Below are 19077 nucleotides of genomic sequence, written 5' to 3' on the forward strand. Positions count from 1 at the left end.
GACACACTATTGGGTCCTGAGGCAACATCTCTGTTGGTTTCGGGATGTTGTCCCACCATCTTGGTGGTGGGGTGTGGTGTTTGAGAATTGGATAGTGGTTGCGAGCATCAATTGGATGCGCTGCCTTTTGGTGGCGTGTTCTGTTGTGCAATTTTATTCTTTGGTTTTTGTGTTTATAAGTGTCTAAGGGCGCATGGTGGATGCCTTGGCATCGAGAGCCGATGAAGGACGTGGGAGGCTGCGATATGCCTCGGGGAGCTGTCAACCTAGCGTGGATCCGAGGATTTCCGAATGGGGAAACCCAGCACGAGTGATGTCGTGTTACCCGCACTTGAATATATAGGGTGCGGGGGGGAACGCGGGGAAGTGAAACATCTCAGTACCCGTAGGAAAAGAAAACAATTGTGATTCCGTAAGTAGTGGCGAGCGAACGCGGAAAATGGCTAAACCGCACGCATGTTTAACCGGGTAGGGGTTGTGTGTGCGGGGTTGTGGGAATGATGTGTCTCAGCTCTACCTGGCTGAGAGGCAGTCAGAAAGTGTCGCAGTTAACGGAAATGGCCTGGGATGGTCTGCCGTAGACGGTGAGAGCCCGGTACGTGAAAACCCGGCACCTGCCTAGTATCAACTCCCGAGTAGCAGCGGGCCCGTGGAATCTGCTGTGAATCTGCCGGGACCACCCGGTAAGCCTAAATACTACTCGATGACCGATAGCGGATTAGTACCGTGAGGGAATGGTGAAAAGTACCCCGGGAGGGGAGTGAAAGAGTACCTGAAACCGTGCGCCTACAATCCGTCAGAGCCTCTTCGTGGGGTGATGGCGTGCCTTTTGAAGAATGAGCCTGCGAGTCAGGGACATGTCGCGAGGTTAACCCGAGTGGGGTAGCCGCAGCGAAAGCGAGTCTGAATAGGGCGTATCCCCGTAAGGGGTGTAGTGGCATGTTCTGGACCCGAAGCGGAGTGATCTACCCATGGCCAGGGTGAAGCGTGGGTAAGACCGCGTGGAGGCCCGAACCCACTTAGGTTGAAGACTGAGGGGATGAGCTGTGGGTAGGGGTGAAAGGCCAATCAAACTCCGTGATAGCTGGTTCTCCCCGAAATGCATTTAGGTGCAGCGTTGCGTGTTTCACCACGGAGGTAGAGCTACTGGATGGCCGATGGGCCCTACTAGGTTACTGACGTCAGCCAAACTCCGAATGCCGTGGTGTGAAGCGTGGCAGTGAGACGGCGGGGGATAAGCTCCGTACGTCGAGAGGGAAACAGCCCAGATCGCCGGCTAAGGCCCCAAAGCGTGTGCTAAGTGGAAAAGGATGTGCAGTCGCAGAGACAACCAGGAGGTTGGCTTAGAAGCAGCCACCCTTGAAAGAGTGCGTAATAGCTCACTGGTCAAGTGATTGTGCGCCGATAATGTAGCGGGGCTCAAGCACACCGCCGAAGCCGCGACAACCGCAAGGTTGGGTAGGGGAGCGTCCCTCATTCAGCGAAGCTGCCGGGTAACCGGTGGTGGAGGATGGGGGAGTGAGAATGCAGGCATGAGTAGCGATAAGGCAAGTGAGAACCTTGCCCGCCGAAAGACCAAGGGTTCCTGGGCCAGGCCAGTCCGCCCAGGGTGAGTCGGGACCTAAGGCGAGGCCGACAGGCGTAGTCGATGGACAACGGGTTGATATTCCCGTACCCGTGTGTGCGCGCCCGTGATGAATCAGCGGTACTAACCACCCAAAACCGGATCGATCATTCCTCTTCGGGGGCGTGGAGTTCCGGGGCTGCGTGGAACCTTCGTTGGTAGTAGTCAAGCGACGGGGTGACGCAGGAAGGCAGCCGTACCAGTCAGTGGTAATACTGGGGCAAGCCCGTAGGGAGAGCGATAGGCAAATCCGTCGCTCATTAATCCTGAGAGGTGATGCATAGCCGATTGAGGCGAATTCGGTCATCCTCTGCTGCCAAGAAAAGCCTCTAGCGAGCACACACACGGCCCGTACCCCAAACCAACACAGGTGGTCAGGTAGAGAATACCAAGGCGTACGAGATAACTATGGTTAAGGAACTCGGCAAAATGCCCCCGTAACTTCGGGAGAAGGGGGACCGGAATACCGTGAACACCCTTGCGGTGGGAGCGGGATTCGGTCGCAGAAACCAGTGGGGAGCGACTGTTTACTAAAAACACAGGTCCGTGCGAAGTCGCAAGACGATGTATACGGACTGACGCCTGCCCGGTGCTGGAAGGTTAAGAGGACCCGTTAATTCGTAAGGGTGAAGCGGAGAATTTAAGCCCCAGTAAACGGCGGTGGTAACTATAACCATCCTAAGGTAGCGAAATTCCTTGTCGGGTAAGTTCCGACCTGCACGAATGGCGTAACGACTTCCCAACTGTCTCAACCATAGACTCGGCGAAATTGCACTACGAGTAAAGATGCTCGTTACGCGCGGCAGGACGAAAAGACCCCGGGACCTTCACTACAACTTGGTATTGGCGTTCGGTTCGGTTTGTGTAGGATAGGTGGGAGACTGTGAAACTCCAACGCCAGTTGGGGCGGAGTCATTGTTGAAATACCACTCTGATCGTATTGGACACCTAACGTCGAACCCTGAACCGGGTTCACGGACAGTGCCTGGCGGGTAGTTTAACTGGGGCGGTTGCCTCCTAAAATGTAACGGAGGCGCCCAAAGGTTCCCTCAACCTGGACGGCAATCAGGTGACGAGTGTAAGTGCACAAGGGAGCTTGACTGCGAGACCTACAAGTCAAGCAGGGACGAAAGTCGGGACTAGTGATCCGGCACCTCTGAGTGGAAGGGGTGTCGCTCAACGGATAAAAGGTACCCCGGGGATAACAGGCTGATCTTCCCCAAGAGTCCATATCGACGGGATGGTTTGGCACCTCGATGTCGGCTCGTCGCATCCTGGGGCTGGAGCAGGTCCCAAGGGTTGGGCTGTTCGCCCATTAAAGCGGCACGCGAGCTGGGTTTAGAACGTCGTGAGACAGTTCGGTCTCTATCCGCCGCGCGCGTCAGAAACTTGAGGAAACCTGTCCCTAGTACGAGAGGACCGGGACGGACGAACCTCTGGTACACCAGTTGTCCCACCAGGGGCACCGCTGGATAGCCACGTTCGGAAAGGATAACCGCTGAAAGCATCTAAGCGGGAAACCTTCTCCAAGATCAGGTTTCTCACCCACTTGGTGGGATAAGGCCCCCCGCAGACCACGGGTTCGATAGGTCAGACCTGGAAGCACAGTAATGTGTGAAGGGAACTGGCACTAACCGGCCGAAAACTTACCAACACAAAAACGCCTCGCAACCACATATCCATGTTCTTGGACAATTACTGTCGAAGAACACCACACCCCCCATCAGTACAAATTTAAATAGAGTTACGGCGGCCACAGCGACAGGGAAACGCCCGGTCCCATTCCGAACCCGGAAGCTAAGCCTGTCAGCGCCGATGATACTGCCCAGCTCGGGTGGAAAAGTAGGACACCGCCGAACATACACAAAAACACCCCCATACTCTGGGGGTGTTTTTGCATGTCAACAATCGAATAACGTCAGATCCGCCCGCACAGTCAGATCCGCCGGCACACACGCCCTCTCCAACTCCAACAACGCCTGCTTCCGATCAAGGCCACCCCCATAGCCAGTAAGCCCCCCACTGGCACCAATCACACGATGGCACGGAACAATCACCGCTACCGGATTACGGCCATTGGCCAGCCCAACCGCACGAGCCGCACCCCGCGCACCAATCCGCTCCGCAATTTCGCCATACGAACGGGTTTCGCCGTAGGGAATTGTCAGCAGTTCCACCCAGACGCGTCGCTGGAACTCGGTCCCACGCAGGTCTAACGCCAGATCGAAGTCGAAACGCTCACCAGCGAAATAGGCGTCGAGCTGGCTCACCGCATCGGCGAACGCCTCATCATCAACTTCCCACCCGACGCGGCTAGGTTCGTAGGTCTGGTCGACCATCCGCAGATTGGTCAACACGCCGTCATGCCCGGCCAGGGTCAGCGGTCCTATTGGGCTATCAATGATGCGGTAGTGAGTCATGCAACCTCCCGTGGTGGCCAATCGTTTACCGAATGCTCGAGTGTGGTCCAAAGGTGTTGGGTTGCATACGAACGCCAGGGACGCCAGCGCGCACTGCGGTCCAGTAGATCCGGTTGACGCTGGGGCAGGCCCAACTGTTTCGCGGCCAGCCGGACGCCAAGGTCTGCGACCGGAAACGCGTCCGGGTCGCCCAGCCCGCGCATGGCAATGACTTCCGCGGTCCACGGGCCGACTCCGGGGATATCGAGCAGCTGCTCTCGCGCCCGAGTCCAGTCGCATCCGGCGTCCAGGTTCACCCTTCGGTCGGCGATGGCGTCGACCATCATGCTCAAGGTGTGCTGTCGGGTCTTGGGGACGGCCAGATGGATTGGGTCGGTTTCGGCCAGGTCCTGCACCGACGGGAAGGTATGAGTCAAGGTTCCGCCTTGATCGTGGATGGGTCGGCCGTAGGCGGTGACCAGGCGGGCCGCGTGGGTACGCGCAGCCTTGGTCGACACCTGTTGTGCGAGCACGGCGCGCACGGCGAGTTCTGCCTCGTCCACGGTGCGGGGTATGCGCTGCCCAGGTGCCGTGGCCACTACCGGGCTCAGAGCGGGGTCGCCACTGAGGGCCTCCACAACAGCCTCCGGGTCGGCATCAAGATCGAGCAGGCGCCGGCATCTGGCCGTGGCGGCCGCGAGGTCGCGGAAATCGTCGAGCACCAGTAGACACCGGACGTGGTCGGGCGCGGGTGTCAGCGTGACGATGCCATTGCCGGACGACAGTCGCAGCGTGCGTCGATAGGCACCATCACGGACCTCCTCACAACCCGGCACGGCCCCGGCGGCGAGGTGGCCGAAGACACCCTGGTAGGCAAAGGGGGTTCGCACCGGCAGGCGCAGGGATACCGTTCCCGGCGAGGTGGCGGGTGCGCCGAACCGCGCGGCAGCGTGTCGACGCAACGCCGTTGGTGTGCTGTCGCAAACCAGGCGGATGGTGTCATTGAACTGCCGGATACTGGAGAACCCGGCCGCAAACGCCACGTCGCCGAAGGGCAGATCGGTGGTCTCGATCAGCACCCGTGCGGTCTGCATCCGTTGGGCGCGGGCCAGCGCGAGGGGGCCGGCGCCGACCTCAGCCTGCAGCAGGCGTTCCAGCTGGCGTGTGGTGTAGCCCAGACGCGCGGCAAGCCCGGTGACACCTTCGCGGTCCACGGTGCCGTCGGCAACCAACCGCATCGCCCTGGCGACGATGTCGCCGCGCATGTTCCATTCCGGCGAACCCGGTGACGCGTCAGGGCGGCAACGTTTGCAGGCCCGGAAGCCCTCACGTTGAGCTGCCGCGGCTGTTGGAAGAAACCGCACGTTGCGGGCGAACGGTGGGCGAACGGGGCAACTCGGCCGGCAGTAGATCCGGGTGGTCAGCACCGCGGTCACGAACCAGCCGTCAAACCGGGCGTCCTTGGATTGGACCGCCCGATAGCAGCGTTCGAAGTCTTCGTGCACCCTTAGAGGATTACACCTGCGCAGCGTCATGACTGGCGGAAAAACGACATCAAAGTGAGCTGACAGCGGTCTCCGGCGACGGCTATGGGCGTGGGCTGCTGGCGGGGATGGCCAGGCGGGTCGGCCGGTCGCGGCCGCGAAGTGTCACCGTCTCCGCCAAATTCCAATGGGCACGTTCGGTTTCGGTCGCGCCGGCTACCGTTTCCGAGGATGCCACTAGGCGGGCGGAATACGATTTGGCCAGTTCACACAGCCGGGCCGCCTCGTTCACCGGTCCATCGATCACGGTGTATTCAAACCGCTCATTGGCGCCGACATTGCCGGCGACCACTTGTCCTGCGGCCACGCCGATGCCCGCCCGGCACTCCGGCACCTCGGTGCAGAGTCGCCCGGCGATGGCCCGTGCGGCGCTCAATGCCGCGACTTCGGGGCACTCGAGTGGATTTGGCGCACCGAAGATAGCCAGGGAGGCGTCACCTTCGAATTTGTTGACCAGGCCGCGGTGACGCTCCACCTCATCGACGATCACCGCGAAAAATCGGTTGAGCAACTGCACCACGTCTGTGGCTGGCCGGTTGCTCACCAGTTGTGTCGAGCCGATGATATCGACGAAAACAACCGCAACATAACGCTCTTCGCCGCCCAGCTGCGGCGGCTTTCGTTCCGCGGCCGCGGCAACTTCGCGTCCGACGTGGCGGCCGAAAAGGTCGCGGACGCGTTCGCGCTCACGCAGCCCCTCGACCATGGAGTTGAAGCCGCTCTGCAGCTCGCCGAGTTCGCTGCCATCGAAGACCACAACATCTCCCCGTAGGTCCCCTCGTTCGACGCGCTTGAGTGCGGCGCGCACGACCCGTACCGGGGTAGCCGTCAGCCACGCCGAGATCGCGATCAGCAACAACCCGAAGACCAGGGTTGCACTGGACGCAATCAATACGCCCACGGCGAATTCCACCTCGCTGAGGTGCAACAACGCGATTTCGAACACCGCCAGTAAAGCGATGCCCACGACCGGCACGCCCGAACCGAGCAGCCAGATCAGGATGGTTCGCCCCATGATGCCCGAGACGATCCGTCGGGGTGGGGGGCCTGTTTCAAGAGCTTGAGCGGTCAGCGGCCGCAAGGCGAACTCGGTGAGTAGGTAGCTGCCGGTGGCCACCAAGATTCCGCAAAAGCTGACCGAGAAGAGATATTTCGGGATAAAGCGGATGTCGATCAGGCCGTAGAGGGTGGTGAACAACAACGTCCCCAGTCCCCACAAGAACAGGTGGACAGCCGCGATTCGGGACGGAACCAGGAAGGTTTCACGACTCTCGGCGCGGTTGGGCGGGCGGCCCTCGATGTACCAACGCAGGGCCCGAACGGTGTTGGAGGTAATCCAGAAGCTTCCGACCACAAATGCCGTCACGTCATATCCGGCTCCGACGCCGAAGGTGAGCCATCTCGGCGCCTCGGTAATGACGTTGGGCTCTGGGATGGCCACGAACACCAGCAGCAACGCGACACCTATCGCGACCAGGCTCGCGACCATGATGGATGAGGTCAGCATGAGCTGGATGCGGACTCGCCGGCGTTGTGGAGTCTCCGTCAACTGTCCGAGCAGCCGGGAGCCGTACGCATAGTTTTCTGTTAGCTGGTCGCTCTGCTGGGTAATCTTCTCCAACGCTCGACGCAAGCGCTGGACTACCGTGTTTGTGGCGACCATGGTGGCGCAAGCCTAGTTCCTTGACGGCTGTTTGAGGCAGGAATTTATTCGCCACATCGCCGGGTCCGTCTCGGTGTGGACAGGGAGTCGGGGTGGTCGTATGGAACTGGACTCCCAGCGCGGCCAGGTTTCAGATGGGTGCGGCCAGGCGGGTGGGTTGGTCGTGGCCGCGAAGTGTCACGGTCTTGCCGACAGACCAGAGCGCACGTTCGTCGTGGCTGGCGCCGTCGGGTGCGGCCCCTGACGCCAGCAACCGGCCCGGGTGGTCTTTGGCGAGCTCGCACAGGCGGGCGGCCTCGTTGACGGGTTCGCCGATCACCGTGTACTCGAAGCGCTCCTTGGAACCGACGTTGCCGGCCACCACCTGTCCTGCCGCCACGCCGATGCCCGCCTGGCATTCGGGTACTTCGCTGGCCAGCCGTGCGGCGATGGTTCGCGCCGCGGCCAGGGCCTGATCCTCGGGTCGCTCGAGGTGGTTGGGCGCTCCGAAGATCGCCAGCGATGCGTCACCGGCGAATTTGTTGACCAGCCCGCGATGGCGATCCACCTCGTCGACGACCACGGCGAAAAACCGGTTGAGCAGCGCGACGACATCGGCCGGCGGCTGGCTGGTGACCAATTTGGTGGAGCCGACGATGTCGATGAAGACCACGGCGACGTGGCGTTCTTCGCCGCCGAGTTTGGGCCGTTCCCGTTCGGCGGCGATCGCCACCTCGCGCCCGAAGTGGCGGCCAAACAGGTCGCGCACTCGTTCACGCTCGCGCAGGCCGTCGACCATCGTGTTGAAACCGCGTTGTAGCTCGCCGAGCTCTGTCCCGTCGAAGACCACCAGATCCCGCTGCAGGTCGCCGTTGGCCACCCGATTGAGGGCCGCACGGACCACGCGCACCGGTGTCGCGGTCAGCCACGACATGATCCACATCAGGATGAAGCCGAAGATCAATGTGCCCGTCGACACGATGACTACACCGATAGCGAACTGGACCTTGGTCAGGCTCCCCTTCACCAACTCGGAGATCGCCATCAGGTTGATGCCGACGAGAGGCCCGCCCGATCCGAGCAGCCACACCATCATCGTTCGGCCCATGATTCCCGGTGCGAAGCGTTGCGGCGGTGGGGCCGCCTCCAGCGCCTGCGCCGCGACCGGACGCAGTGCGAACTCGGTGAGCAGATAGGCGCCGGTGGCGACGAGAACCCCGCAAATGCTCACCATGAAGAGAAAGCGCGGGATGAACAACGGGTTGGCCAGGCCGTAGAGGATCGTCGACGCCACCGCCCCGACGCCCCACAAGGTGGCGGTGGCGAGCGCGACTTGCCGCGGCACTCGGAAAGTGCTGCGCGCATCAGCGTGGCTGGGCGGACGTTCCTCGAGCGCCCAGCGCAGCGTCTGAACGGTTCGTCGGGTAATCCAATACGTCCCCAGCACCAGCGCAACCACGATGTAGGCTGGCGCCACCACGAACGTGACCCACCACGGTGCGTCGGTGAACACGTTCGGTGCCGGAATGGCGACGATCGCTATCAACAGGACGACGCCAATTCCGACCAAATTCGCGAATACGATGACGCTGGTCAGAATGACTTGGATGCGTATCCGCCGGCTGCGCTGGTTTTCCAACACCTGCCCCAGTAACCAGGAGCCGTAAGCGGGCGGCTCGGTTAGTTGGTCACCTTGGTCGATTACCTGCACGAATACTCGGCGTAAGCGCTGCCCCACTGCTGTTGTGGACACCATGGTGGCGCCAGCCTAATTCCTTGAGCGAGGTATCCGGCCGAAGATGATCCCGACGCCGTGTGTCGCGTTCCGCTGGCCAGTCAGCACATTCGAGCTGATGGGATCCCTGTCGGGAAGTGGCGTGGGATGCCAGCGCCATGGGTTTCAGATGGGTGCGGCCAGGCGGGTGGGTTGGTCGTGGCCGCGTAGTGTCACGGTCTTGCCGACAGACCAGAGCGCACGTTCGTCGTGGCTGGCGCCGTCGAGTGCGGCCCCTGACGCCAGCAACCGGCCCGGGTGGTCTTTGGCGAGCTCGCACAGGCGGGCGGCCTCGTTGACGGGATCGCCGATCACCGTGTACTCGAAGCGCTCCTTGGAACCGACGTTGCCGGCCACCACCTGTCCTGCCGCCACGCCGATGCCCGCCTGGCATTCGGGTACTTCGCTGGCCAGCCGTGCGGCGATGGTTCGCGCCGCGGCCAGGGCCTGATCCTCGGGTCGCTCGAGGTGGTTGGGCGCTCCGAAGATCGCCAGCGATGCGTCACCGGCGAATTTGTTGACCAGCCCGCGATGGCGATCCACCTCGTCGACGACCACGGCGAAAAACCGGTTGAGCAGCGCGACGACATCGGCCGGCGGCTGGCTGGTGACCAATTTGGTGGAGCCGACGATGTCGATGAAGACCACGGCGACGTGGCGTTCTTCGCCGCCGAGTTTGGGCCGTTCCCGTTCGGCGGCGATCGCCACCTCGCGCCCGAAGTGGCGGCCAAACAGGTCGCGCACTCGTTCACGCTCGCGCAGGCCGTCGACCATCGTGTTGAAACCGCGTTGTAGCTCGCCGAGCTCTGTCCCGTCGAAGACCACCAGATCCCGCTGCAGGTCGCCGTTGGCCACCCGATTGAGGGCCGCACGGACCACGCGCACCGGTGTCGCGGTCAGCCACGACATGATCCACATCAGGATGAAACCGAAGATCAGCGTTGCCATCGACACGATGAGTACCCCGACCGCGAACTGGGTCTCCGACAGGTTGCGCAACGCAATCTGGAAGATGGCTACCAGGGCGATGCCGACCACCGGAACTCCCGAACCAAGCAGCCACACCATCATGGTTCGGCCCATGATGCCCGAGGACAATCGCCGTGGCGGCGGCCCCGCCGCCAACGCCTGAGCCGCGACCGGACGCAAGGCAAACTCGGTGAGCAGATAGCTGCCGGTGGCGACCAGCACCCCGCAGAATGTCACGGCGAACAGAAACCGTGGGATGAACATGGTGTTGGCCATGCCATACAGAGTCGTCAGCAGGACCGCTCCGGATCCCCACAGAATCAGGTCGACGACGGCCACTCGCCACGCGGCCAGGAATGTGTTGCGCTCGTCCTCCGGCGTCGGCTGGCGTTCCTCGATCGCCCATCGCAGGGCAAGCACCGTCCGTCGGGTGATCCAATACGTTCCCAGCGCCAGCGCAACCACGATGTAGGACGGCACCACCACGAACGTGATCCACCACGGTGCTTCGGTGAAAACGCTCGGTGATGGGATTGCGACGGTCACCAGCAGGATGGACACCGCGATCCCGAGCAGATTCGCGACCACGACCATGACCGTCAGGATCGTTTGGATGCGTATCCGTCGGCGTTGTTGGCTCTCCGAGACCCGACCGAGCAGCCATGAGCCGTACGCCGGTGTCTCCGGCAGCCGCCCGCTTTGACGGGTCACCCTTTCGAGCACCCGCCCCAGGCGCTGCGCAACGCCCTTCTTGGCGCCACTCTTGGCGCCTTTCTTGCTGCCCGTCTCGGCCGGTCTTCGTCGACGGCATGGTGGCGTCAGCCTAATTTGTCGGGCACGCTCTAAGGTGATTCGGGTGCGTCTAGTCATTGCTCAATGCACCGTCGACTACGTTGGCCGCCTCACCGCACATCTGCCGTCCGCGCGCAGGTTGCTGTTGTTCAAGGCCGATGGTTCGGTCAGCGTGCATGCCGACGACCGTGCCTATAAGCCGTTGAACTGGATGAGTCCGCCCTGCTGGTTGACCGAAGAGCCCGGCGGCGACTCACCGGTGTGGGTGGTGACCAACAAAGGTGGCGAACAGCTGCGCATCTCCGTCGAAGAAATCGAGCACGACTCCAGCCACGAGCTGGGGGTCGATCCCGGATTGGTGAAGGACGGTGTGGAGGCCCACCTGCAGGTGCTGCTCGCCGAGCATGTTCAGCTGCTGGGGGAGGGGTACACGCTGGTCCGGCGGGAGTACATGACCGCGATCGGGCCGGTGGACCTGTTGTGCCGCGATGAAAGCGGAGGAGCGGTTGCGGTGGAGATCAAGCGCCGCGGTGAAATCGACGGTGTGGAGCAGCTCACCCGCTATCTCGAGTTGCTCAACCGTGACAGCGTGCTGGCACCGGTGAAAGGCGTGTTCGCGGCTCAACAGATCAAGCCACAGGCCCGCACTCTGGCCACCGACCGGGGTATCTGTTGTGTGACATTGGATTACGACAAGATGCGTGGGATGGACAGTGACGAGTACCGGCTGTTCTGAGCGCCGCGATTAGACTGGCCGGATGGCTCGGCGCCGCGGATCCCCACGCCGGCAGCGGCCGATGTCCTTCTCACCGATGTTGCGCCGGGTGGAGGCAGGGCCGGACGGCTACGACTACGAAGTGCGCCCAATTGCGGCGGCCCGCGCCGTCAAGACCTATCGGTGTCCGGGGTGCGACCACGAAATCCGTTCGGGCACTGCACATGTGGTGGTATGGCCGATTGAGCTACCGGGAGCGGCGGACGACCGGCGGCACTGGCACACGTCGTGCTGGGCAAGCCGCGCAACTCGCAGTCCGACGCGTAAGTGGTCTTAGACCCTGCGGGCCGGCTCCACCAGTTCGATGAGGACGCCACCCGCGTCCTTCGGGTGGATGAAGTTGATCCGCGAATCCGCGGTGCCCCGTCGAGGGGTCTCGTAGACCAAACGGATGCCCTGAGCCCGCAGCTGCTCGCTCAGTTTCTCGAGATTGCGTACCCGGCAGGCGAACTGCTGGATGCCCGGACCCCGCTTCTGCAGGAACTTCGCGATCACTGACGACTCGTCGATCGGCGCCATCAACTGGATTTGGGTCGTCTCGAGGGCGCTGGGCACCGCCAGCATCGCCTCACGGATTCCCTGGTCGTCGTTGACTTCCTCGTGGACTAGAATCAGCCCCAAGTGGTCGTGGTACCACTCGATGGCCGCATCTAGATCGGCGACGGCGATGCCGACGTGATCGAGCCCGGTCACCAGTGAGGTTTCCAGAATCTGACGGGCGTCAACTTGATCGGTCGTCATAACACAACGGTAACCTCATAGCGGAGAATCTGCTTCTTCGGGTTGGCCGGATCGGCCGTTCCGTTGCGCTTAGGAGGTAGTCATGACGACGTCGGTGATCGTTGCTGGAGCCCGGACACCGATCGGTCGGTTGATGGGTTCGCTGAAGGATTTCAGCGCGAGCGACCTGGGCGCGATCGCCATCAAGGCAGCCTTGGAGAAGGGGAATGTGCCGGCCTCACTGGTCGAGTACGTGATCATGGGCCAGGTGCTCACGGCGGGCGCGGGACAGATGCCCGCGCGGCAGGCCGCGGTCGCGGCGGGCATCGGCTGGGACGTACCCGCGCTGACGATCAACAAGATGTGTCTGTCCGGCATCGACGCCATCGCGCTGGCGGACCAGCTCATTCGGGCCGGGGAGTTCGAAGTGGTGGTCGCCGGTGGTCAGGAATCCATGACCAAGGCGCCTCATCTGCTGATGGATAGCAGGCCCGGCTACAAATACGGCGATGTCACCGTGCTGGACCACATGGCCTACGACGGACTGCACGACGCCTTCACCGATCAGCCCATGGGCGCTCTCACCGAGCAACGCAACGACGTGGACGGTTTCACCCGGCGCCAGCAAGACGAATACTCGGCCGCGTCGCATCAAAAAGCGGCAGCTGCCTGGAAAGATGGCGTCTTCGCCGATGAAGTGGTGCCGGTGAGTGTGCCTCAGCGCAAGGGCGATCCGCTGCAGTTCAGCGAAGACGAAGGAATCCGGGCCAACACCACCGCCGATTCCCTGGCGGGCCTCAAGCCGGCGTTTCGCAAGGACGGCACCGTCACCGCAGGCTCATCATCGCAGATTTCCGACGGTGCGGCCGCGGTCGTGGTGATGAGCAAGGAAAAGGCCCAGGAATTGGGGCTGACTTGGCTGGTCGAGATCGCTGCGCACGGTGTGGCGGCGGGCCCGGACTCGACGCTGCAGTCGCAGCCGGCCAACGCGATCAAGAAGGCCCTGGACAAAGAGGGCATCACGGCCGACCAGCTCGATGTGGTGGAGATCAACGAGGCATTCGCCGCCGTTGCCTTGGCCTCGACCAAGGAACTTGGACTCGATCCGGAGATCGTCAACGTCAACGGTGGTGCGATCGCCTTCGGGCACCCGATCGGTATGTCGGGGGTCCGCATCACGCTGCACGTTGCGCTGGAGCTGGCACGGCGCGGTTCGGGCTACGGGGTCGCCGCGCTGTGTGGTGGCGGAGGGCAGGGCGACGCCCTGATTCTGCGCGCCGGATAGGCCCTCCCGAGGGCTCGCCGAGGTTGCTGGATGCGAGCCGGCAAGGGGTGGTGTGAGATTGGTCATAATTCCGCGGCCCAGGCGCCGTGGGCGTATTCAGGGCACTCAATTGGCCAGTCGTGAGACCGCCGCGACCGGGTGGATCGGTAGCCGACGCGGCGTGACAGACTTGATCACGTGACGCGTCCCCGACCTCCGATCGGGCCGGCCTTGGCAGGTGCGGTCGATCTTTCCGGTCTCAAGCAACGAGCCCAACAAGACACCGCGGCAGGCGGCGCTTCCGGCAAGGCGCCCGCGGATCAGCCTGGTGTGGTTGAGGTCACCGAGGCCAACTTCGAAGACGAGGTGATTGGCCGGTCCGACGAAGTGCCCGTTGTGGTGGTGCTGTGGTCACCGCGCAGCGATGTGTGCGTCGAACTGGTCGACACGCTGTCCGGCCTTGCCGCCGCCGATATGGGCAAGTGGCGGCTTGCCGCGGTCAACGTCGACGTGGTGCCTCGAGTCGCTCAGATATTCGGTGTGCAAGCGGTGCCAACGGTGGTGGCTTTGGCTGCGGCGCAGCCGATTTCGAGCTTTCAGGGGCCCCAGCCTGCCGAGCAACTGCGCCTCTGGGTGGATTCTCTGCTGTCGGCGACCGACGGAAAGCTAAGCGGTGTAGCGGGTTCGGAGGATGCCGAGGAAGTCGATCCAACTGTGGCCCAGGCCCGCGCGGAACTCGAGGAAGGCGACTTCGACGCCGCAAGAGGGTCGTATCAGGCGGTGCTGGACGCCAATCCAAACAGCGTCGAAGCGAAGGCGGCCATTCGTCAGATCGACTTCCTTTCGCGGGCAACCGCTCAGCGGCCCGATGCCGTCCTTGTTGCCGACGCCGCTCCGGATGATGTCGATGCGGCGTTTGCGGCCGCCGACGTGCAAGTCCTCAGTCAGGACGTCACCGGGGCATTCGAACGTCTGGTTGCGTTGGTACGACGCACCTCCGGTGACGAACGCGCCAGGGTGCGCACTCGGCTGATCGAGCTGTTCGAGCTCTTTGACCCTGCCGACCCCGAGGTGATCGCGGGCCGGCGCAGCCTGGCCAGCGCGCTCTACTGACGGCCGGCAGCATCAACCGCCCCGCTGATGCCGGGCGGGTGGCGGTGGCGCCGGCGTCGATCGCGGCTAGGCGGGTTCCAGCCACAGCGCCGACGAGGGCGGCAGCACCAGCACCGCGGATGCCGGACGGCCGTGCCATGGCTCCGCGGTGGCATCAACGCCGCCGAAATTACCGACTCCTGAGCCGTTGTAGATCGTTGCGTCGGTATTGAGCACCTCACGCCAACGACCGGCGATCGGCAGGCCGAGGCGATAGTCGCTGTGTTCTGAACCCGCGAAGTTGAATATGCAGGCCATCACCGAGCCGTCGCTGCCATGCCGCAGGAAGCTCAAGACATTGTTCGCGGAGTCGTTGGCGTCGATCCAGGAATAGCCCTCGGGGGTGGTGTCCTGACTCCACAATGCGCAATGGTCGCAGTAGATCTCGTTGATGTCGCGGACCAAGCGCAAAACGCCATTAGAGAAGCCATTCTCGTCGAGTTGGAACCAGTCCAGGCCGCGCTGTTCGGACCACTCGGCGCGCTGACCGAACTCCTGTCCCATGAACAGCAGTTGCTTGCCGGGGTGGGCCCATTGGTAGGCGAGCAGGCTCCGCAAGCCGGCGGCCTTGGTGTGATTGCTACCCGGCATCCGGCCCCATAACGTGCCTTTGCCGTGGACCACCTCATCGTGACTCAGCGGCAGCACGTAGTTCTCGCTGAACGCGTACAGCATCGAGAACGTCATCTCGTGATGGTGGTAGCTGCGATAGATGGGATCGCGGCTGACGTAGTCGAGCGTGTCGTGCATCCAGCCCATGTTCCATTTCATCGAGAAGCCCAGGCCGCCAATGCTAGTTGGTCGAGTCACCCCGGGCCACGAGGTGGACTCCTCGGCAATGGTGACGATGCCCGGCGCTGCCTTGTGCGCTGTGGCATTCATTTCCTGCAGGAACTGCACCGCCTCCAGGTTCTCTCGCCCTCCGTAGATGTTCGGTGTCCAGCCGTCCTGCGGGCGGGAGTAGTCCAGATACAGCATCGACGCCACCGCGTCCACCCGCAGGCCATCGATGTGGAACTGCTCGATCCAGTACAACGCGTTGGCCACCAGGAAGTTGCGCACCTCAGGCCGGCCGAAGTCGAAAACGTAAGTTCCCCAGTCTAGTTGCTCACCCCTTTTGGGGTCCGAGTGTTCGTAGAGCGGTGTCCCGTCGAACCGCCCTAGGGCCCATGCATCCTTGGGGAAGTGCGCGGGCACCCAGTCCACGATGACCCCGATGCCTGCTTGGTGCAGTGCATCGACCAAGGCTTGGAAGTCGTCGGGGGTGCCGAACCTGGATGTCGGCGCGTAGTAGGACGTGACCTGGTATCCCCACGACCCGGCGAACGGATGCTCTGCAACGGGGAGTAGCTCTACGTGAGTGAACTTATGTGCCACAACGTAATCCGTCAGCTCCGTGGCGAGCTGGCGATAGCTGAGGCCGGGTCGCCACGAACCTAGGTGGACCTCGTAGGTGCTCATCGGCTCGAATACCGGATTGCGTTGTGCACGCTCGGTCATCCAGTCGCCGTCGCCCCAGCTGTAGTCGCTTACGGTTACCCGCGATGCCGTCTGGGGCGGTACTTCGGTGCCGAAGGCGAACGGGTCGGCCCGCTCCGAGACCACACCGTCGGCTCCGTGTACCCGGAACTTGTAGAGCCCGTCGGCGGGGAAGTCGGGCCAGAATAATTCCCACACCCCCGAGGAACCCAACACCCGCATGGGAGCCTCACTGCCGCTCCATCCGTTGAAGTCGCCGATCAGGCTGACCCCCTCGGCGTTGGGAGCCCACACCGCGAAGGACACCCCGTGGACCACGCCGTCGGCTGTGGTGAACGAGCGGGGGTGGGCGCCGAGCGCCTCCCAGAGTCGCTCATGGCGGCCCTCGGCGAACAGGTGCAGGTCCACCTCGCCCAGGGTGGGCAGGAAGCGGTACGCGTCGGCAACCGTGAACGGCTCCGAGTTCTCATAGCTGACTTGCAGTCGGTAGTCGATGAGGTCGACAAAGGGCAGCGCGACGGCGAACAAGCCAGACTCGATGTGCTGCATCGGAAACCGGTCGTCACCGACTATGGCGATCACTTCTGCCGCGTGCGGCCGAAACGCACGGATGACAGTGTGGTCGCCGTACTCGTGGGCGCCCAGGACGCCATGCGGATTGTGGTGTGAACCGGCGACTAGGCGCGCCAAGTCGTTGGGTTCGGGCGCCAGGTGCGTCCCGGCGAGTTGGTCGGTTCTGCTCACTGCCCCTCACCTCCTGCGTAGCAATGTGATTCGAGATTGTTCCGGTATAAGTGGCATGTTGATGATGTGGGCAACCGCTCGGCCCGGATCGATGCGAATGTAATTGGTTTGCCCCCACTGATATTCCTCGCCGGTTACTTCGTCACGTACCCAGAACCGGTCGTAGGGCTCCATGCCCAATGCGTGCATGTCCAACGACAGTGTGGCCACCTCGGGCGTGAAGGCATTCAGCGTCACGACCACCAGAACGCAGTCGCCGGTGGCCGGGTCGAACTTGCTGTAGGCCAGCAACGCGTCATTGTCGACATGGTGGAAGTAGATCGTGCGCAACTGCTGCAGTGCCGGATGCAGTCGCCGAATCGCGTTGAGCTGTGTGATGAACGGTTCCAGTGATCTGCCCTCGGCGAGAGCACCCGCGAAGTCACGAGGACGCAGTTCATACTTCTCCGAGTCCAGGTACTCCTCGCTGCCCTCGCGCACGGCGCGGTGCTCGAACAACTCATAGCCCGAGTACACGCCCCAAGCGGGACCCATGGTGGCGGCCAGCACCGCGCGGATGGCGAACATGCCTGGGCCATGGTGCTGCAGCACGGCGTGCAGGATGTCGGGGGTGTTGACGAAGAGGTTGGGCCGTCGGAAGTCGGCGAGCTTGGCTATGTCGTTGCCGAATTCGGTGAGCTCCCACTTGGCGGTCCGCCAGGTGAAATAGCTGTAGGACTGGGTGAAGCCGAGCTTGGCCAGTCCGTACTGACGGGCCGGCGGCGTGAACGCCTCGGACAGGAACAGGACGTCGGGGTCGACGGCCTTGATCTGGCCGATCAGCCAAGCCCAGAAATTGGGCGGCTTGGTGTGCGGGTTGTCAACTCGAAAGAACTTGACCCCATGGTCGATCCAATATTGCACCACCCGCAAGACTTCGGCGTAGAGCCCGGCAGGGTCGTTGTCGAAGTTGAGCGGATAGATGTCCTGGTACTTCTTCGGCGGATTCTCCGCGTAGGCGATGGTGCCGTCCGGCAACTCCGTGAACCAGTTGCGGTGTTCACGCGCCCATGGGTGATCCGGAGCGCACTGCAGCGCGAGATCCAGGGCGACCTCCATGCCCAGATCGCGCGCCGTTGCCACGAACTCATCAAAGTCGTCGATGGTGCCCAGGTCCGGATGGACCGCGTCGTGACCACCCTCGTCGCTGCCGATCGCCCACGGAGATCCGACATCCCCGGGTACGGCGGTGGGGTTGTTGTTGGGGCCCTTGCGGTGCACCTTGCCGATCGGGTGAATCGGCGGAAGGTAGACCACGTCGAATCCCATGCCCGCGATGCGGGGGAGTTGTGCCGTCGCGGTGGCGAAGGTCCCGTGCACCGGCTTGCCCTCGTCGTCCCAACCACCGGTCGAGCGGGGGAACATCTCATACCAGGCCCCGAAGCGCGCCACGGGCCGATCGACCCAGACTCCGAGCTGCTTGCCGCGGGTGACCAGATCCCGCAGCGGATACAGCTCGAGCACTTCGTCGATCTCGGGCGTCAGCGCCAGGGCCGAGCGAGTCACCGGATCGCCCGGGGCCTGCAATGCTGCCGCGGCCTCCATCAGCGGCCAGCGTTGTGCGCGCGGCACCCCGGTCGCGGCGCGCTCCAGCAGCGCCGCGCCGACCAGCAGGTCGTTGGACAGCTCGCTCTCGCCCTGCCCGGCGTCGAGTTTGGCCACCAGCCCGTGCCGCCAGCTGTGAATCGGGTCACCCCAGCCGTCGACGCGAAACGTCCACAGCCCGACGCTGTCGGGGGTGAACTGACCGTGGAAGACGAAGGGCTCTTCGCCCATGGTCATCGGAAACAGCAATGGCTTGACCCGCTGTTGTTCGGCCGGCCTGGTGCTCAGCTCCGCTTCCGCGGCCGCAGCCGCCTGGATCCTTCGTACATCCGCGACTTGCGGATAGCACGCTCCCAAATAGCGCACCACCAGCGTCGCGGCCACCGCCTCGTGACCTTCCCGCCATACCGACGCGCTAACCGGAATCACCTCACCGATCACCGCTTTGGCGGGGTATGTGCCACATGAGACGACGGGCTGGACGTTATCGATCTCGACACGACCGGGCACCGATCACTCCGTTCCTGGCTCACCACCCCGGACGATTACCAGCAGATGTCGCCGGGGTTTCTTCGTGTGTCGCTGTCTGCTCGTCTCCTAGCGCCCCATACCCAC

General features: G+C 62.9%; 12 protein-coding genes and 2 rRNA genes. 6 read left to right on the top strand and 8 right to left on the bottom strand.

Features of this window, described 5'->3' with window-relative positions; translation table 11 throughout:
• The first annotated feature begins 173 nt into the window (after positions 1 to 173).
• Together MPSD_RS08805 and rrf are read left to right on the top strand one after the other, a co-directional pair.
• Positions 174 to 3278, top strand: a 23S ribosomal RNA gene (locus tag MPSD_RS08805).
• A gap of 91 nt (positions 3279 to 3369) precedes the next feature.
• Positions 3370 to 3483, top strand: a 5S ribosomal RNA gene (rrf, locus tag MPSD_RS08810).
• A gap of 42 nt (positions 3484 to 3525) precedes the next feature.
• Here rrf and MPSD_RS08815 read toward each other — a convergent pair.
• The 5 genes from MPSD_RS08815 to MPSD_RS08835 all read right to left on the bottom strand — a co-directional run bounded on the left by MPSD_RS08815 (position 3526) and on the right by MPSD_RS08835 (position 10684).
• Positions 3526 to 4044: a methylated-DNA--[protein]-cysteine S-methyltransferase gene (locus MPSD_RS08815; protein ID WP_020788138.1), complete on the bottom strand. Its 519-nt coding sequence runs from the start codon at positions 4042 to 4044 to the stop codon at positions 3526 to 3528.
• A complete protein-coding gene (locus MPSD_RS08820; protein ID WP_020788137.1) occupies positions 4041 to 5528 on the bottom strand; it encodes a DNA-3-methyladenine glycosylase 2 family protein in 1488 nt (495 codons plus the stop codon). Before MPSD_RS08820 ends, MPSD_RS08815 begins: the two co-directional genes overlap by 4 nt.
• Positions 5529 to 5610: 82 nt before the next feature.
• Positions 5611 to 7230: an adenylate/guanylate cyclase domain-containing protein gene (locus tag MPSD_RS08825; protein ID WP_086085108.1), complete on the bottom strand. Its 1620-nt coding sequence runs from the start codon at positions 7228 to 7230 to the stop codon at positions 5611 to 5613.
• 130 nt (positions 7231 to 7360) lie between these two features.
• A complete protein-coding gene (locus MPSD_RS08830; protein ID WP_119571718.1) occupies positions 7361 to 8965 on the bottom strand; it encodes an adenylate/guanylate cyclase domain-containing protein in 1605 nt (534 codons plus the stop codon).
• 144 nt (positions 8966 to 9109) lie between these two features.
• Positions 9110 to 10684, bottom strand: coding sequence for an adenylate/guanylate cyclase domain-containing protein (locus MPSD_RS08835; RefSeq protein ID WP_119571758.1), 1575 nt, complete (start codon positions 10682 to 10684; stop codon positions 9110 to 9112).
• A 124-nt stretch (positions 10685 to 10808) separates the two neighbouring features.
• Here MPSD_RS08835 and nucS point away from each other — a divergent pair, with 124 nt between their 5' ends.
• Together nucS and MPSD_RS08845 are read left to right on the top strand one after the other, a co-directional pair.
• Positions 10809 to 11480 carry an endonuclease NucS gene (nucS, locus tag MPSD_RS08840; RefSeq protein ID WP_020788132.1) on the top strand — a complete coding sequence of 224 codons (672 nt, stop codon included), beginning with the start codon at positions 10809 to 10811 and terminating at the stop codon, positions 11478 to 11480.
• A gap of 22 nt (positions 11481 to 11502) precedes the next feature.
• Positions 11503 to 11796, top strand: coding sequence for a hypothetical protein (locus tag MPSD_RS08845; protein ID WP_081652186.1), 294 nt, complete (start codon positions 11503 to 11505; stop codon positions 11794 to 11796).
• On the opposite strand, the gene mce is transcribed toward MPSD_RS08845, so the two are convergent.
• Positions 11793 to 12260, bottom strand: a complete 468-nt coding sequence (gene mce, locus MPSD_RS08850) for a methylmalonyl-CoA epimerase (RefSeq protein ID WP_020788130.1) — start codon at positions 12258 to 12260, stop codon at positions 11793 to 11795. The genes MPSD_RS08845 and mce overlap by 4 nt on opposite strands.
• An 82-nt stretch (positions 12261 to 12342) precedes the next feature.
• On the opposite strand from mce, the gene MPSD_RS08855 reads away from it, so the two are divergent.
• The gene (locus MPSD_RS08855; RefSeq protein ID WP_086085589.1) at positions 12343 to 13524 is read left to right on the top strand and encodes an acetyl-CoA C-acetyltransferase; all 1182 of its coding nucleotides are present in this window, start codon (positions 12343 to 12345) and stop codon (positions 13522 to 13524) included.
• Positions 13525 to 13701: 177 nt separating this feature from the next.
• Entirely contained in the window at positions 13702 to 14616 is a 915-nt protein-coding gene (locus MPSD_RS08860; RefSeq protein ID WP_036426786.1) for a tetratricopeptide repeat protein, read from the top strand.
• A gap of 66 nt (positions 14617 to 14682) precedes the next feature.
• On the opposite strand, the gene glgB is transcribed toward MPSD_RS08860, so the two are convergent.
• Both glgB and MPSD_RS08870 read right to left on the bottom strand, forming a co-directional pair.
• Complete coding sequence (glgB, locus tag MPSD_RS08865) at positions 14683 to 16878, bottom strand: 1,4-alpha-glucan branching protein GlgB (RefSeq protein ID WP_020788127.1); 2196 nt, start codon at positions 16876 to 16878, stop codon at positions 14683 to 14685.
• 6 nt (positions 16879 to 16884) lie between these two features.
• Positions 16885 to 18972 carry an alpha-1,4-glucan--maltose-1-phosphate maltosyltransferase gene (locus MPSD_RS08870; RefSeq protein WP_086085590.1) on the bottom strand — a complete coding sequence of 696 codons (2088 nt, stop codon included), beginning with the start codon at positions 18970 to 18972 and terminating at the stop codon, positions 16885 to 16887.
• Between the last annotated feature and the right edge of the window lie 105 nt (positions 18973 to 19077).

Origin of the sequence: Mycobacterium pseudoshottsii JCM 15466 (genome assembly GCF_003584745.1) — a bacterium.
GTDB classification, from domain to species: domain Bacteria; phylum Actinomycetota; class Actinomycetes; order Mycobacteriales; family Mycobacteriaceae; genus Mycobacterium; species Mycobacterium marinum.